Raw genomic sequence first — 15166 nt, forward strand, 5'->3', positions numbered from 1 at the left:
TGCGGCGAGTGGATAGGGATTGGAATTAACGAGGTTTGCACGGAATGCTGACGGGTATCCTTGCGGTTGTATTGTTGTTGCTCAACACCCTGGTGTTGATTGGTCCGATGTTGCTGGTGGCGCTGCTGAAGCTGGTACTGCCCGGTGTGACGGCGAAGCGTGCTTGCTCGGCCACGGTCATGTGGATTGCGGAAAGCTGGGCGGAAATCTGCAAGGGGATTTTTGCGCTTCTCACGCCCACTCACTGGGAGATCCGTGGAGTGGAGTCCCTGCGCAAGGACACCTCCTATCTGGTCGTCAGTAACCATCAATCCTGGGTGGATATCCCGGCACTGGTGCAGACCTTTAATCGCAAGACGCCGTACTTCAAGTTCTTTCTCAAAAAGGAACTGATCTGGGTGCCGTTTCTCGGGCTGGCGTTCTGGGCGCTGGATTACCCGTTCATGAAGCGTTACAGCAAGGCATTCCTGAAAAAGAATCCGCACCTGAAAGGCCAGGATCTGGACATTACCCGGCGAGCCTGCGAAAAATTTCAGGGTATCCCGGTCACGGTGGTGAATTTCCTGGAAGGCACCCGGTTCACTCCTGCCAAGCAGGCGGCGCAGCAGTCTCCCTACCGGAACCTTCTTAAGCCCAAGGCGGGTGGGGTGGCGTTTGTATTGGCTGCGCTGGGCGATAACCTGGATGCGCTGCTGGATGTGACGGTGGTGTACCCGGAGGGCGAAACGCCAGGGTTCTGGGATTTGCTCAGTGGCAAGGTGCAGAGGGTGATCGTGGACGTGCGCACCTGCCCGTTGGAGCCGCGGCTGTGGCGCAGCGATTATCAGGACGACCCGGTGTTCCGTGAAGAGATTCAGCAGTGGGTGAGTGAACTCTGGCAGGAAAAAGATGCGCGCATTGATTCGATTCGCGGCGAACTGCAAAGGCCTCAGTAGCGGCGAGCGAGGGATGTGTAGGTCGGCTTAGGCGTAGCCGTAAGCCGACACTTACCTTTCAACCGACGCTACCGCCGGGTGTGGGATTATGCCCTTAAGGATCCCTAAAAACCCAGTGAAATGGCGAAATAGGGCCCGCCGACCTCCAGGTCGGTATCCAGGTTGTTCACGTCATCCAGCTCGATGTTCATGCGGCTGTACCCCAGCTCCAGGCCAAGCAGGTAATCTGAACGCCAGCCCACACGGGCGTTATAGTCGTTCATCTTGCTGCCGTCGTAGGAAATGGCGTTCACTTCCGCGCCCACATATACGCCGGGAATCGGAAGCTGTGCCCGGGCACCGGCGTGCAGCATGGGCAAGGTTTCATCAATGCTCAGGGTGGTTTTTCCCACCAGGCTGTTCAGCCGCAAGTCACCATCCATTTGGCGTACGGTCAGACCGAGATCCACTTTCAGCGCATTGTTGATGGGGCTGTAGTAAAAAGTGCCGTCCAGCATTTCCAGGTCAAAGTCCGTGGCGACGCGGGTGTTGGCAACAAAGTTTTGCCCATTGAATGTGAAGCTCCGGCTGATGACATTGCTGGCGCTGTCAGACAGATCGATATAGCGCAGGCGAACATTGGGGATCACCGGCACGGCGTGTTCCACCCCGAGATAGAGCACACTCTGGTCGGCCTTGTTGAAGCCCAGATCATCCTGCACATCGATGTTGGCGCCACCGGAAGCCACGTTGCCTTCCAGTTCTGTATCCCAGGTATACCCGCCACCATAGATCGCCACGCCGGGGGCTGCGTGGGCGAGAGGGGTGGCCAGTAGCGCGGTTACCAGCAAGCCAGCACGTTTCATGGGGAATCCTCATTGTTCTGAATTTGCCCCAGTATTGCAGGTGCGGGGGGTGTCACCAAGTGAAGGCGGAGTCTGTTATGATTGCGATCACACCGCGAAAACGCTTGGCAGTGCCCCCTTGCGCTGCTTGAACCTGATGATGATTCTATGTTCCTTGATGAAATGCCCGGCAAATTCCGTTATCCGCAGCCGGAAGATGCTGAAGACAAAGCGCTGCTGGCGGATATTCAGCGCAAGGGCTGGCACCACTTCGCTGTGCCCGGTGGCGACGGCCAGCCCGGCTACACCTTCAGCGTGGGGCATTTTCTCAACCTGAATCACCCGGAACTGATTGTGGTGGGCCTGAAAGATGCCCTGGCCAGCAAGTTGCTGGACAGCGCGGCCGTGCGGATTCGTGGGCTGAAAAAGCCCTATCAGCCGTACCGCCTGTATAACGATATTGCTGATGGGCTGGAAGTCATGTTTCTGCCGGTGGCATTCCCGCATTACAAGGAATACCTGGGTTTTGCCAACTGGTTCTACCAGAGCCTGCCGGCGCCGTACCCGGCGCTGCAGATGGTCTGGCCGGATCCGAAAGGTGTGTTTCCCTGGCAGCCCGGTTACGACAGCCGTTTTCACCGTGCCCAGCCGCTGTTGGGTAAAGCGCCAGCGTCACCGCTGGGTCAGCGTTAAAGGTCTTTTGACAGCCCTTGCCGAGGGCAATCTGTTCATGGAGAAAGAGAGAACATCATGGCGAATTCACTGCAGAAGCAATTGATGAAAGCGGGGCTGGCGGACGAGAAAAAAGCCCGCAAGGCCAAGCAGCAGAAACGCGAGGATGTGAACAAGGCCAAGCGCGGCGAGATCGAGCTGGAAGACCCGGCGGATCGGGCCCGTCGCTTGCGTGAAGAAAAGGCCGAGGCAGACCGTCAGCGCGAAGCCGAGCGCAAGGCCGAGCGGGAAAAGAAAGAAATTGCCGCGCAGATCAAGCAGATGATCGAGCAAAGCCGGCTGGACCGGAACAATGGCGAAGTGGCTTTCCAGTTCGTGCAGGACAAGAAGATCAAGAAAGCCTATGTCACCGGCAAACAGCAGAAGCAGCTGGAGCGAGGACAGATCGCCATTGTGGCTTTGGGTGAGAGCTTTGAGCTGGTGCCAACCGTGGTGGCAGAGAAAATCCGTCAGCGGGATGAGGCTGCTGTGTTGTTGCTCAACGAGCGGGGCAACGAAGCGGTGGACGAAGATGATCCCTACAAAGACTTCCCGATCCCCGATGACCTGATGTGGTAAGGGCCGCTACCAAGTCGCTGTAGGAGTTCCCTTCCAGGGGACGAACCTCGCACAGCGAGGCCATCGCCCGCAGGGCGATCAGGGAAACCAGAACGTAGCCGCTTGCGCAAAACTCATGTGAAGCGTGGTGCACACTTCAACCAAACAGGCCCGATCCATGACCGTATCCCCGAAACTCGGCACTCGCCATTCCCTGGAAATTCTCAAGGTCATTCGCAATGGCTTGCTGCTGGATGGTGGCGAGCTGGGCGAAGTGTTGTTGCCGTCCCGGGAAGTGGAAGGCCAGACCCTGGGTCCCGGTGACAGTGTCATGGTCACGCTGTACAGCGATGGTGAAGGGCGGCCCATGGCCAGCCTGCGCACCCCGCGAATACAACTTGGCCAGGTGGCGTTACTGAAAGTGGTTTCCACCAGCAAGGTGGGGGCGTTTGTGGACTGGGGCATGCCCAAGGATTTGCTGCTGCCGTTCGCTGAACAAAAAGGGCCGGTGCGGGAAGAAAGCTGGGTGCTGGTGATACTGACCACGGACCGGGAAGGGCGGCTGATGGTTAGCGCCCAGCTGGACCGTTTTCTGTCCGATACCTGTCAGGCCTATCAGCAGGGTGATGAAGTCTCGCTGGTGGCGGCGCACAGCACCGACCTGGGCTACAAGGTCGTGGTGGATGACCATGCCTGGGGCATGATTGCGGCCAGTGAACTGCGTGCGCCATTGCGCCCGGGGCAACGGGTGACCGGCTATGTGCAGCGCTTGCGTGAAGATCAGAAACTCAGCCTGTCATTGAACGCGCCGGGCGCGGCGAAAAGCGATGGGCTTACGGAGCAGATTCTGGCGGCACTGGAAAAGGCCGGTGGCGAACTGCCACTGGGGGACAAGAGTTCGCCGGAAGCCATTTTCCAGACTTTCCGTTGCAGCAAGAATGCCTTTAAACAGGCCATTGGCGGGCTCTACAAGGCGCGCCGGATTGTTATCGAAAAAGAGCGCATTTTTCTGTCTGACGTTTGATCTTTGCAGGCTCCGTGATTCCGTAGGTCGGCTTAGGCGGAGCCGTAAGCCGACACCCGCCTTCGCCTGGGATGGCTAAACCGCGATCAGAACCGGTAGTCCATCTTCAGGCTATACTTGCGGGCATCCCCGTAGTATCCCCCGTTATAGAACCCCAGATTGTTGTAGTACTTTTCGTCCGTCAGGTTGCTCACGTTGGCCCCAACCGACAGGGCGGGAGTCACCTGGTAGCGAGCCATCAGGTCCACCAGGGTGTAGCTTTCCTGAACAAACTTGTAGTCGGCGCTGGCCCCGGGGCGAGTCACGAATGCATAGGTCTTGTTCTGCCAGGATACCGCCGTGCCGACAGTCAGGCCGTTCAGGTCACCGCGAAAGCGGTACTGGGTGGACAGGCGAATCATGTCTTCCGGCGACGTCGTGTTTAGCTCGTCGCCGTCCGGGTCTTCGGTAATGCGGTAGGTGTAGCCTGCCTGTACCTGCCAGTCAGGCAGGATCTCGCCGGCGGCTTCCAGCTCAAAACCGTTGGTTTCGGCACCATCCACGGCCTGGTAGGCCACGGAGTTGGGTGGCCCGCCTGGAATGGGTTGGCCAGTGGACTCGGCCAGGTTGTCCTGATTGATACGGAACACCGCGACAGTGGTGTTCAGGCGCCCCTCATTGAACTCACTCTTCAGGCCGGCTTCATAGCTGTTACCTTCTTCCGGGTCGAGAATCTGGTTGTTGGTGTCGCGTACGGTCTGCGGTTGAAAGATGCTGGTGTAGCTGGCGTACACAGAGTGATGATCGGTCAGGTCATAGACCAGCCCCAGGTAGGGGACAACCTCACCGCTTTCCTGGTATTGCTCATCCAGGGGGCCTTGCCAGTTCACGCCCTGGGTGTCGGTCTCCCAGTCCACCACCTGGCCACCGGCAATGACGGCAAGGCGATCGGTGGGTTTGAAGCGGGCGGTGGCATACAGGCTGGTCTGTTTGGTGTGTTGCTCTTCTACCGTATTGGGTGCGGCCCAGGCCGGTTTGGGAATATCGCCATCCCAATTGAGCAGGTCCGGTACCACGTTGTTGAAATTAACCGGCGACTGGCCGGTGTAATCCCGTTCGGCATCGGAGTAGCTGGCGCCCACCACCAGTTCATGTTGGCGGCCGAAGAGGGCGAAGGGCCCGTTGGCGTAGAGATCGAACGTATCCTGGGCCTTGTCCTCCACAAAGCGTCCGGACCATAGCGTCTTGCCGCTGCCATCGCGGTTCAGCTGGCCACCACCGGCGGAGGCCAGCTGGGCGTCATAGTTGTTCTGCTGGTTGGTGTAGGCAAACTTGCTGTACCAACCGTTTTCGAACTGATGCTCCAGGTTCACAAAGACGGTTTGTGAATCCTGGGCCCAGCTGCTCCAGTCGGTGGCCGGATTCAGGTCCCGGTCCAGATCGGCAAGGCCGCCGTCGCTGTAGAACAGGGGGATGCCGCCCCAGGTAGACCCCATGGGATCATAATCCATGTAGTCCATGCCCATGGTAAGCAGGGTGTTGTCGAACAGGTCCGCTTCGATTACGCCGTAGAACACCTGTTTTTCGTTTTCGTAGTGATCCAGAAAAGACTCGCCCTGTTCGTAGGCGCTGACAAAGCGGCCGCGCACCCGGCCATTCTTGGACAGTGACCCGCTGGCATCGAACTCGCCGCGGTAACCGTCCCAGCTGTTCAGCTCCGCGCCCACCTGGCCGGTGAAATCACGGGTGGGTTTCTTGCGTACCAGGTTTACCGTGGCGGACGGGTTGCCAATGCCGTTGAGCAGGCCGCTGGCCCCGCGCAAGACTTCAATGCGGTCGTAGATGAAGGTATCGGACAGGGCTGCTTGTTTGCCCAGGGTGTCGATCCGTGTGGACGGCATGCCGTCGTATAGAAAGTTGGTAATTTCAAAGCCGCGGGCAAACAGCTGCTGGCGTTCGGTGTCCTGGGTTTTCACGGTGACGCCCGGCGTGCGCTGCATGACTTCCGCTACGCTGTCGAGGTTGAAGTCGTCCATCTGCTGACGGGTAATCACGGAAACAGACTGCGGCGTTTCGCGGGGCGATAGCACCATGCGGGTTGCGGTGTCGGTGGCGGCGGTACCGTATCGCTCCGTGCCTTCGGTGGTCATACTGGCATCGTGTTCATCCACGCTGCTGGCGGTGACATCAATATTGCCCAGCGTATGCGCATCGCTGCTGCTGGCGGTTTCGGAATAGGCCGTGCCGGACGCCAGTATCAAGCTGGTCGCCAGAACGGAAAAACGAAAATCAGACATGGTTCCCCCGGTAACAATAAAATGCAGTAACGACGCTCGCGGTTTGCGTGCATCGAGGCATGTGATGGCTGGGGGAAACCTGGCGAGAATCACAGGCCTGTGGATGATAATGATTTTCATTTGTAATTCAAGGCGGCAACAGGGCGAACGGTGAAACAGGGGCAAGAGATATGCTTTTGACGTTGTATCTGATCGGCATCACGGCGGAAGCCATGACCGGCGCGCTGGCTGCAGGGCGGCTGCGTATGGACCTGTTTGGGGTCGTCATGGTGGCCTGTGTGACGGCCATGGGCGGCGGCTCCATGCGTGATGTGCTGCTCGGGCACTATCCGCTGGTCTGGGTCGTGCACCCGGAATATCTGGGCCTGACGGCGGTAGCGGCACTGGTAACCACCTGGGTGGCACCGCTGATGCAGCGCCTGCGCATGCTGTTTCTGGTGCTGGATGCGCTTGGGCTGATGGTGTTCACGGTGATTGGTGTGAAGGTGGCCCAGGGCATGGAGCTGGGGGCGCCGGTGGCGGTGTTGGCGGGCTTGATCACCGGTATTTTTGGTGGCGTGATTCGTGATCTGCTGTGTAACCGCATGCCGCTGGTATTCCAGAAAGAACTGTATGCGGTGATTTCACTGGGGGCGGCCTGCCTGTATTTGTTGCTGCAATTGACGCCATTGGGGGAGACGGTCATCACCCTGGTAACGCTGGCTAGCGGCTTTCTGGTGCGCATGCTGGCAATTCGTTATGAGTGGCATCTGCCCCGTTTCAAGTACAACGTGCCGGAGCAGTAGCCCCTGCCGGTATGAGTCGCGGTTTCAGTGCCAGCGCAAGGTCACCGGCTCGCGGGTGGTGAAGCGGGCCAGGTGGCTGTCGATAATCTCGCGCAGGCGCTCCAGATCATTGCTGCCGGCCTGGCAGTGCAGATGCAAGGCCTGTTCGTCTGCGCTCAGCTCGCAGGTGCCGAACGGAAAACGGATGACCCCGTTGTGGTCGTCGAACTGTGTTTCCAGCTTGTGGCTGAAATGGCGGCAGAGTTTTTTCAGATACAGGGAAGCCTGGCCGGTGGCGGCAAATCCGTGGGCATGTTCCATGGTAGTAAATCCTGTTCATTAAGTTGATAATGTCAACTATATTCCACCTTAAAGTTGACTGTGTCAACTACTTTAACCGTTACGAGAACGCCATGCCTGATGACATTACCGCGCCTCTTGCCCGGGCTTTCACCGCCGCATTGAACCGGCTGCGTGGGGCCATGCGTGAACCGCTGTCCACGTTACCGGTGTCGCTGGGTCCACCGGACATCGGCCTGCTGCAGTTTCTGCTGAATACGCCGGGCGCCACGCCCCAGTGCCTGGCGCGCCACCAGGCCCGTGACAAGGCGCAGCTCACCCGCAAGATCAAGGCACTGGAAGCGCAGGGGCTGATACGCCGGGAAGCCGACCCGGATGATGGCCGCAAGGTGCGCCTTTTCCTCAGCGAGCAGGGGCAGGCCATGGCGGGTGCCGCTGAGCAGATTCGCCGGGCGGCGTTTGCCGAGCTTCTGCAAGGCTTGAGCCGCAGTGAGCAAGAGCAGTTGCTCGGGTTATTGCAGAAATGTCAGCAGCCGCTTGAATGACCCCCTGCGCAAAGCGTGCACAAAGTGATGGCCGTCGTCTTTTTGCATGGGTAAGGTTTGCCATACTGTTCCCCTCTGAACAGGGATGATTGACGATAACCAAGGAGCAACTATGAACGCTTTCCGTTTTGGCTTGATGGGCGCCTCTCTGTGCCTGGTCCTGAGTGCGCCGGCCCAGGCCTTTGATCTGAAATCCATGACCGACTCGGCCAACAAGGCCGTGAATGACGCGTCCGACAAGGCCAATGCCAGCGTGAATGAGGCTAACGACGCCGCTACCGGTGCCATGGACAGTGCCAACAGCAAACTGGCGGTGACCGGTGAAGCCAAGGCATTGGTGGATTCCCTGTCCACCGATCTGGGTGTGACTCAGCAGCAGGCGGCAGGCGGTGCCGGGGCCTTGTTGGCCATGGCCCAGAACAACCTGTCGGGTGATCAGTTCAGCGGCATCATGAACAAGGTGCCGGGGCTGGATTCCCTGCTGGGTGGCGGTGGTGGCATGGCCTCCTCCATGCTGGGTAACATTTCCTCTTTGCAGGGTGTCTCCAAAGCCTTCAGCGCACTGGGCCTGAGCCCGGAGATGATCTCCCAGTTTGCGCCGAAGATCCTCGGCTTCCTGGGCGGTGAAGGCGTTGGCGCGACCGCACTGAACAGCCTGAAGGGCCTGTGGGGCGTAGCGGGTTAATGCCGTATTGACGGCCTGTTGGCAGGCCGGAGGCGATACTGCCGTCCTGCCTGTCCATCTAGGGCCTGTTAACACTGCCGAGATGACACCTGTTGAGCCCCAAAAGTCGTCAATCTAGGCATGAGGAGTGAAGTTTGGTGGCTCCAAATGAGTGACGAATAACGACGAGTGGCGGCTTTTGGGGCTCAACCCGAAGGGCTGGTCCCTTTTCCCGCCCAGCAGTGCCATCCGCTGTTTATGTAGAATGACTACACGGCACACCGGCTGACACCACTGGACGAAAAAATGCATCCAGCAGGCGTTACCTCGGTAGTGTTAACAGGCCCTAGAGTAATTCATGGATTCATTGTCACAGGCCGTATTGGGTGCCTCCGTCGGGGGCGCCGTTCTCGCCCGCCCGCTGGGCCGCCGGGCTCTGCTCGGGGGGGCTTTGCTGGGCACCTTGCCTGATCTGGATGTTCTGATTGATTACGGCGATGCGGTGGCCAATTTCACCGAGCATCGCGGCTTCAGCCATTCCCTGCTGGTGTTGTTGCCGGTATCGCTGCTGCTGGCCCTGTGCCTGTCCCGCTGGCAGACACAGATTCCGTTGCGACGCTGGTGGCTGTTCACCGGGCTGTGTCTGATCACGCACCCGCTGCTGGATGCGTTTACCACTTATGGCACCCAGTTGTTCTGGCCACTGGGCGATCCGGTGGCCATCAGCAGTGTCTTCATCATTGATCCGCTTTATACCTTGCCGTTACTGATCGCGGTCCTGTGGGCAGTGGCGAAGCCGCCGGCCGGGCGGGTGTTGATTGGCGGCCTCGCCGTGTCTTCCCTGTACCTGGCTTGGAGCGTAGCGGCCCAGTATGCGATGACCCAGCGGGTAATGCCGGCCCTGGCCGAGCGTGGTTTGTCTCAGGCGCCACGGTTGGTGCAGCCGATGCCGTTCTCCACACTCTTGTGGCGAATCACGGTGCTGGGCGAGCAGCAACGGCTGGAAATTCTGACGGGGATTCTGGATGGCGATGCACCGTTGCAGGTGGAAGCCTTTCCCCGTGATACACAACGGTTAGCAGCGATCCGGGCGCTGCCCGCCGGGCGTACCCTGTTGCACTTTACCCGTGGGTTTGTGGCGGCGGATGAGCAAAAAGGCAGGCTGCTGGCCACGGATATCCGCCTGGGGTTGCCCGGGCTGCATCCGTTCCAGTTTGTACTGGCCGAACGTCAGCCGGACGGCTGGCATCCGCTGGCTGCCAGCCAGCGGATGCCCCGGCCGATGACGCATCCCGAGGCCTGGCCGGCCCTGCTGGCCCGGACCTTGTCGCAGAGCACCCTGTGGTGCCTGTCGACGTTGTCGGCCCCGGGGAAGAATGGCTGCCCGTTAACGGGCGCCGGTGTAGACACGTTGGCGCCCGCCGGTATGGCTGAACACCCATTGCCATAACTGAAGATCCCGGGCCTGGAACGCCCCTGCGCAGGCATTCAGGTAATAGCGCCACATGCGATAGAAGCGGGCGCTGTAACGCCGGGAAAGTTGTGGCCAGGCGCTGACAAAATTGCGATCCCAGGCGCGTAGCGTGCGGGCGTAATCGGCGCCAAAATTATGCAGGTCTTCAGCCACAAACCAGGGTTCGACGGTACGGCTGATCTGGGCGCAGGAAGGCAGTTCGCCGTTGGGGAAGATGTATTTGTCGATCCAGGGGTCGTGGTGGTGACTGGTCCGGTTGTTGCCGATGGTGTGCAGCAACATCAGGCCTTTTGGCCGTAACAGCTGGGCGCAACTTGCCATGAAGACGGAGTAATTGCGCCGGCCCACGTGCTCGAACATGCCCACCGATACCACCCGCTCGAATTGTCCCTGCAGGGTGCGGTAATCCTGCAGGCGAATCTCCACGTCATGTCCGGCGCAGCGTTGTGTCGCAAGGGTTGCCTGCTCTTTGGACAGGGTAATGCCCACACCGCGCACGCCGTAGTGACGGCTGGCATGTTCCAGCAGGCCGCCCCAGCCGCAGCCGATATCCAGCAGTGTCATGCCGGGCTGCAGTTCCAGCTTGCGGCAGATCAGGTCCAGTTTGTTTCGCTGCGCCTGGGCCAGGGTGTCGGCCTGCTGCCAGTAACCGCAGCTGTAGCTCATGGTCGGGTCGAGCATGGCTTCGAACAGGCTGTTGTCCAGGTCGTAATGCCGCAGAGCCACATCCTTGGCGCGGTGCAGATTCTGCCGATTAAACAGACCCTGGCCGATCCATTGCAGGCCCCGTTGTAGTAGGTTCTGGCTGATGCGGTTGGCGCCGTGGCGCAACAGTCGCCGGAACAGTTCATCCAGGGCATCGCAGTCCCACCAGCCATCCATGTATGACTCGCCCAGGCCCAGTGAGCGTTGCAGGGCAATGCGGGTGAGCGTGCGAGGGTGGTGGATCTGCATGTCCCAGGGGCGGGAGCCGTTGATGCGGATATCGGCGCTATCCAGCACGTCGTGAACCCGGCCGGCCAGGCCGGTGTGCTGATGCGAGGGCAGAGAATCGGGGTGATGCAGGCCAGACATAACGCCTCCTTTCGTCGCTAGCGATGATGGCGGAGTCGGTTCTGGGCGACAGCTCGGCTGCCCGTTCGGTGTTGCTTGTGTCGGTTATAACACGCTGCTGCGCGCGCAAACGCGGATAACCGCACAGTCCCTATTGTTCTCCTGTGTGTGGCCACGGGCAAGAGGGGCATAAACGGCACCAGCCGCTTCGTTATGCAGGCATGACCTTCCACAAAACCCGCAAGCTTTGTAGGAAGGTCGCTGCGACGTGGGGCGTCAGCAGGGCGATGCATCCGACCTGCGAGTTATTCCCAGCCGGCAAGTACCAGCTTTCCGATAGTGCCGCCTGACTCCAGCCGCCGGTGGGCTTCTTTCAGATTGGCGGCATTGATGGTGCCGAGCCCCTCGCTGACGGTGCTCTGGATTTTGCCCTGGTCCACCAGCGCGCTGAGTTGGGTGAGGATGTCGCCCTGGCGTTGCATGTCCGTGGCGAACATGGCGCGGGTGAACATGAATTCCCAGCTGAAGCGGGCGCTCTTGGCCTTCAGGGGGTTCAGATCCAGCGGAGCGCGGGCATCGACAATGGCGCAGATGCCGCCGAACGGGGCTACGGCCTGGCAGGCTGTGGCCCAGTAGTCGTCCAGGTTCTGGGTGATAAAGATGCCATCGATCTGTGGGCAACCAATGGCCTCCAGCTGCGGCAGCAATGGTTTGCGGTAGTCCACAATGTGATGGGCACCCAGGCTTTGGCACCAGTTGGCAGAGGTTTCCCGGCCCGCGGTGGTAATGACCTTGAGGCCGAAGTGGTGGGCCGCCAGTTGGATGGCGATGGAACCCACGCCACCGGCACCGCCGATCACCAGCACATTTTTTCCTTCGCATTGGCCGGGTTGAAAACCCAGCTGATCTTCCAGGGCTTCCCACGCAGTGAGCGCGGTGAGCGGCAGGGCGGCGGCTTCCTGCATGCCCAGGCTGTCCGGCTTTCTGGCGACAAGGCGCTCGTCAACGCACTGGTGTTGTGCGTTGCTGCCCTGACGTTGCACGGCGCCGGCGTACCAGACCCGGTCGCCGGCTTTGAAGTTTTCCACTTCCGCACCCACCGCTTCCACCACGCCGGCGGCATCAAACCCCAGCACCCGGTAACCGGGTTGCTCCAGGGGTCGCTGACGCAGTTTGGTGTCAATCGGATTGACGGAGACCGCCTGCACGGCGACCAGCAGATCCCGCGGGCCGGGAGAGGGCAGGTCCAGCTGGATATCCTCCAGGGCGTGAACATCCTCGATAGCTCTGGGTTGATTGAATCCAATCGCTTTCATTTCGGCTCCCTCGCGGATCGCTAACGTATTCTCACAAGTGTTGCGTGCAACGGTTTGGCACACTTGGCTGGGCAGACTATGCCACAGTATGGCTTTATCGTCTGGCAGCAGGTCATCGCCAGCGCTTCGGGAGAGCAAAAGGGAGAGCACAATGAAGTTTGAAGAATACCGTCAGTTTGATGCCATTGGCCTTGCCGATCTGGTGGCGCGGGGGGAGGTCACGGCGGCGGAGCTGCTGGAACTGGCGATTGCCCGTGCCGACGCGGTGAATCCGCAATTGAATGGTTTGATTATTCCGTTGTACGACATGGCCCGAAAGCAGGCCACGGGGCCTTTGAGTGGACCGCTGGCGGGTGTGCCCATGCTGGTGAAGGATCTGTTCCAGGAAATCGGCGGTGCGCCCAACTATCAGGGCAATAAAGCGCGCAAGGCCAGTGATGTCCATGCACAACGAGACTCCACCCTGGTGGCACGCTGGAAGCAGGGTGGACTGGTTCCTTTCGGTCGCACCAATACCCCGGAGTTTGGCGCCAAGGGGATTACCGAGCCGGATTCGTTCGGGCCGGCGCGCAACCCCTGGAACCCGGACCATACTCCCGGTGGCTCTTCCGGAGGCTCGGCAGCCATGGTCGCTGCGGGTGTGGTGCCGGTGGCCGGCGCCAACGATGGCGGCGGCAGCATTCGGATACCCGCTGCCTGTTGTGGCCTGTTCGGTCTCAAGCCGGGCCGTGGCCGCACCCCCTGGGGGCCGGAATTCACCGAGGCCATGCACGGGATAGCGGTCAATCATGTGCTGACCCGTAGCGTCCGTGACAGTGCATTGCTGCTGGATATTGCCCAGGGCGACGAGCGCGGTAGCCTGTTTCAGATCGCCCCGCCAACGCAGACTTACGCCCAGTCTGCGGCCAGCCGCCCTGGCAAATTACGCATCGGCTTTTCCACCCGCTCGCCGCTGGGTACCGATGTGGATCCGGAAGCGATCCGGGCGGTGGAGAAAACCGTGGCGTTGTTGCGGGACCTGGGCCACGAAGTGGTGGATGCCGAGCCGCAGATGGACGCCAAACAGATGTGCATGGACTGGCTGTCGGTCTGGTTTGGTCAGTGTGCAGCCGAAGTGGATGAGGTGAAGGCCATTACCGGTTGCGGTGATGAGGGCTTCGAGTTGGACACCCTGGCCATTGCCGCTTTTGGTCGCGCCACCCCGGCCCATGAATACGTGAAATGCCAGACCCGCTGGCAACAGTACATGATTGCCATGGATACCTTCCTGGAGCAGTACGATTTCTGGCTGACCCCCACCCTGGCCATGCCCCCTGCGGGTATCGGTGCCATGGCGACGCCGCCGTGGCAGCAGGCTGCGCTGAAGATGTTGCTCAAGGTGGGCGGGGAAAAGCTGTTGATGAAAACTGGCATGATCGAACAGATGGCCATGGAGAATTTCAAATACATGCCTTTCACCCAGTTCGCCAACGTGACCGGGGTGCCGGCCATGTCCGTGCCTTTGCATTGGTGCGACTCTTCGCCTGGCAGTACGGGCCTGCCACTGGGCTCCCAGTTTGTCGGCGGTCACGGCGATGAAGGCAAGCTGTTGGCGCTGGCCGCGCAGCTGGAAGAGGCGGCGCCCTGGTTTGATAAGGTGCCGATGTAGGGGCTAACCGGCGAGAAGCGAGTGACGAAAAGCGAAAGGCCTTTCGTCATTCGCCTCTACCGCGTTTCTGATTCTTGTCATTGCGGCCCGGCCCGGCTCAAGTCCGGGCTGGGCTTTCGGTGGTTGTTTCGCTGAACGGCTTCAGTGTCTCGACGCCGCCTGCGCCGCCGGTGAGCGTGCCAGATACGCCAGCGCCTGTTCCGTGTTGCCTTCATGGATGGGATGAAAGCGTGGCGAGACCCAGCGCAGAGTAGCGTTGAGCAGAAAGCCGAAGGTGGGCACGTTTTGGGTTTGCTGGCCGACCTGCTGTAGCTGGATCAGCACTTGCGGGATCAGCTTGCGCCCTATCTGGCGTGCGGTCTTGTCGGAATCCTGTCGGGCCAGGCTGCGCCCACCTTCGGCAATAAAGTAAATGAACAGCGGGAACACAATGGCCATCAGGGCCTGGCGGCTGACATAGAACCCAAGTTGGGTTTTGCACAGGTGCTCGAAGAGATCGTAGGCCACGGTGCGGTGTTCCACTTCCTCGGCCAGGTGCCACTTGAACAGGTCCACCATGGTGGGGTCGCCGTTCTGCTCCCAACTTTCGTTGTCCATGGCCCACTGCCCCAACACACCAGTGAAATGCTCGATGGCAGCGATGATACCGACACGCATGACCAACCAGTGTTTCTTGAACGGTTTGCGCTGCAGCAGGGTCAGCCCGAACGGCGCATCGGCCAGGGCGGTGCCAAACAACCATTCCACTTTTTTCAGGAACGGCTCCACGCTGAGGCCGTGACGTTCCAGATACAGCTGTGCCTTGCTGTGGGCGCGGGAATGCACCGCTTCCTGGCGAATAAAGCCTTCCACATCCGCCCGTAGCTGATCGTCTTGAATCAGGGGCAATGCCTGATTGTAGACCCGGCAGAACCACAGCTCACCTTCAGGCAGTAACAGGTGAATGCCGTTGATGGTGTGGGTAGAGAACGGATCATCGCGCAGCCAGTGCAACGGTGTATTGTCAAAATCAAATTGCACCCGACGAGCTTTGAGTTGGTGGCGAACAGGGTTATTCATGGTGTCCGGTCTCCG

General features: G+C 59.9%; 15 protein-coding genes. 9 read left to right on the forward strand and 6 right to left on the reverse strand.

Features of this window, described 5'->3' with window-relative positions; all coding sequences use genetic code 11:
• The first annotated feature begins 44 nt into the window (after positions 1-44).
• On the forward strand, positions 45-935 hold the full coding sequence (locus F1529_RS02875; RefSeq protein ID WP_155132018.1) for an acyltransferase: 891 nt from the start codon (positions 45-47) through the stop codon (positions 933-935).
• Between the two features lie 104 nt (positions 936-1039).
• Here the strand turns inward: F1529_RS02875 and F1529_RS02880 are convergent, their stop codons facing one another.
• Positions 1040-1780 carry a TIGR04219 family outer membrane beta-barrel protein gene (locus tag F1529_RS02880; RefSeq protein WP_007149379.1) on the reverse strand — a complete coding sequence of 247 codons (741 nt, stop codon included), beginning with the start codon at positions 1778-1780 and terminating at the stop codon, positions 1040-1042.
• Between the two features lie 147 nt (positions 1781-1927).
• Between F1529_RS02880 and F1529_RS02885 the strand changes: the two genes are divergently transcribed.
• From F1529_RS02885 to F1529_RS02895, 3 genes are all read left to right on the forward strand, one after another.
• A complete protein-coding gene (locus F1529_RS02885) occupies positions 1928-2452 on the forward strand; it encodes a DUF4262 domain-containing protein (RefSeq protein ID WP_007150353.1) in 525 nt (174 codons plus the stop codon).
• A gap of 57 nt (positions 2453-2509) precedes the next feature.
• Entirely contained in the window at positions 2510-3049 is a 540-nt protein-coding gene (locus F1529_RS02890) for a DUF2058 domain-containing protein (protein ID WP_155132021.1), read from the forward strand.
• Between the two features lie 157 nt (positions 3050-3206).
• Positions 3207-4052 carry a S1 RNA-binding domain-containing protein gene (locus tag F1529_RS02895; RefSeq protein ID WP_007149493.1) on the forward strand — a complete coding sequence of 282 codons (846 nt, stop codon included), beginning with the start codon at positions 3207-3209 and terminating at the stop codon, positions 4050-4052.
• An 86-nt stretch (positions 4053-4138) separates the two neighbouring features.
• Here F1529_RS02895 and F1529_RS02900 read toward each other — a convergent pair whose 3' ends face one another.
• Positions 4139-6328, reverse strand: a complete 2190-nt coding sequence (locus F1529_RS02900; protein ID WP_155132024.1) for a TonB-dependent siderophore receptor — start codon at positions 6326-6328, stop codon at positions 4139-4141.
• A gap of 170 nt (positions 6329-6498) precedes the next feature.
• On the opposite strand from F1529_RS02900, the gene F1529_RS02905 reads away from it, so the two are divergent.
• Positions 6499-7113, forward strand: coding sequence for a trimeric intracellular cation channel family protein (locus F1529_RS02905; protein WP_007148634.1), 615 nt, complete (start codon positions 6499-6501; stop codon positions 7111-7113).
• A gap of 24 nt (positions 7114-7137) precedes the next feature.
• On the opposite strand, the gene F1529_RS02910 is transcribed toward F1529_RS02905, so the two are convergent.
• Entirely contained in the window at positions 7138-7413 is a 276-nt protein-coding gene (locus F1529_RS02910; RefSeq protein WP_007149813.1) for a DUF2218 domain-containing protein, read from the reverse strand.
• 92 nt (positions 7414-7505) lie between these two features.
• Between F1529_RS02910 and F1529_RS02915 the strand changes: the two genes are divergently transcribed.
• From F1529_RS02915 to F1529_RS02925, 3 genes are all read left to right on the forward strand, one after another.
• Positions 7506-7937: a MarR family winged helix-turn-helix transcriptional regulator gene (locus F1529_RS02915; RefSeq protein ID WP_196220358.1), complete on the forward strand. Its 432-nt coding sequence runs from the start codon at positions 7506-7508 to the stop codon at positions 7935-7937.
• Between the two features lie 112 nt (positions 7938-8049).
• Positions 8050-8622 (forward strand): DUF2780 domain-containing protein, encoded by a 573-nt coding sequence (locus tag F1529_RS02920; RefSeq protein WP_007150612.1) that lies wholly within the window; start codon positions 8050-8052, stop codon positions 8620-8622.
• A gap of 337 nt (positions 8623-8959) precedes the next feature.
• Positions 8960-10051 (forward strand): metal-dependent hydrolase, encoded by a 1092-nt coding sequence (locus tag F1529_RS02925; protein WP_155132030.1) that lies wholly within the window; start codon positions 8960-8962, stop codon positions 10049-10051.
• Here F1529_RS02925 and cfa read toward each other — a convergent pair.
• A complete protein-coding gene (gene cfa / locus F1529_RS02930; RefSeq protein WP_155132033.1) occupies positions 9989-11149 on the reverse strand; it encodes a cyclopropane fatty acyl phospholipid synthase in 1161 nt (386 codons plus the stop codon). The two genes, F1529_RS02925 and cfa, sit on opposite strands and share 63 nt — an antisense overlap.
• A 284-nt stretch (positions 11150-11433) precedes the next feature.
• Positions 11434-12444: a zinc-binding alcohol dehydrogenase family protein gene (locus tag F1529_RS02935; RefSeq protein ID WP_155132036.1), complete on the reverse strand. Its 1011-nt coding sequence runs from the start codon at positions 12442-12444 to the stop codon at positions 11434-11436.
• Between the two features lie 151 nt (positions 12445-12595).
• Here F1529_RS02935 and F1529_RS02940 point away from each other — a divergent pair, with 151 nt between their 5' ends.
• Positions 12596-14092: an amidase gene (locus F1529_RS02940; protein WP_155132039.1), complete on the forward strand. Its 1497-nt coding sequence runs from the start codon at positions 12596-12598 to the stop codon at positions 14090-14092.
• Positions 14093-14233: 141 nt separating this feature from the next.
• On the opposite strand, the gene F1529_RS02945 is transcribed toward F1529_RS02940, so the two are convergent.
• Positions 14234-15151, reverse strand: a complete 918-nt coding sequence (locus F1529_RS02945) for a metal-dependent hydrolase (RefSeq protein WP_155132042.1) — start codon at positions 15149-15151, stop codon at positions 14234-14236.
• Positions 15152-15166 lie beyond the last annotated feature (15 nt).

This window comes from Alcanivorax sp. VBW004, from assembly GCF_009718865.1.
Lineage (GTDB): Bacteria > Pseudomonadota > Gammaproteobacteria > Pseudomonadales > Alcanivoracaceae > Alcanivorax.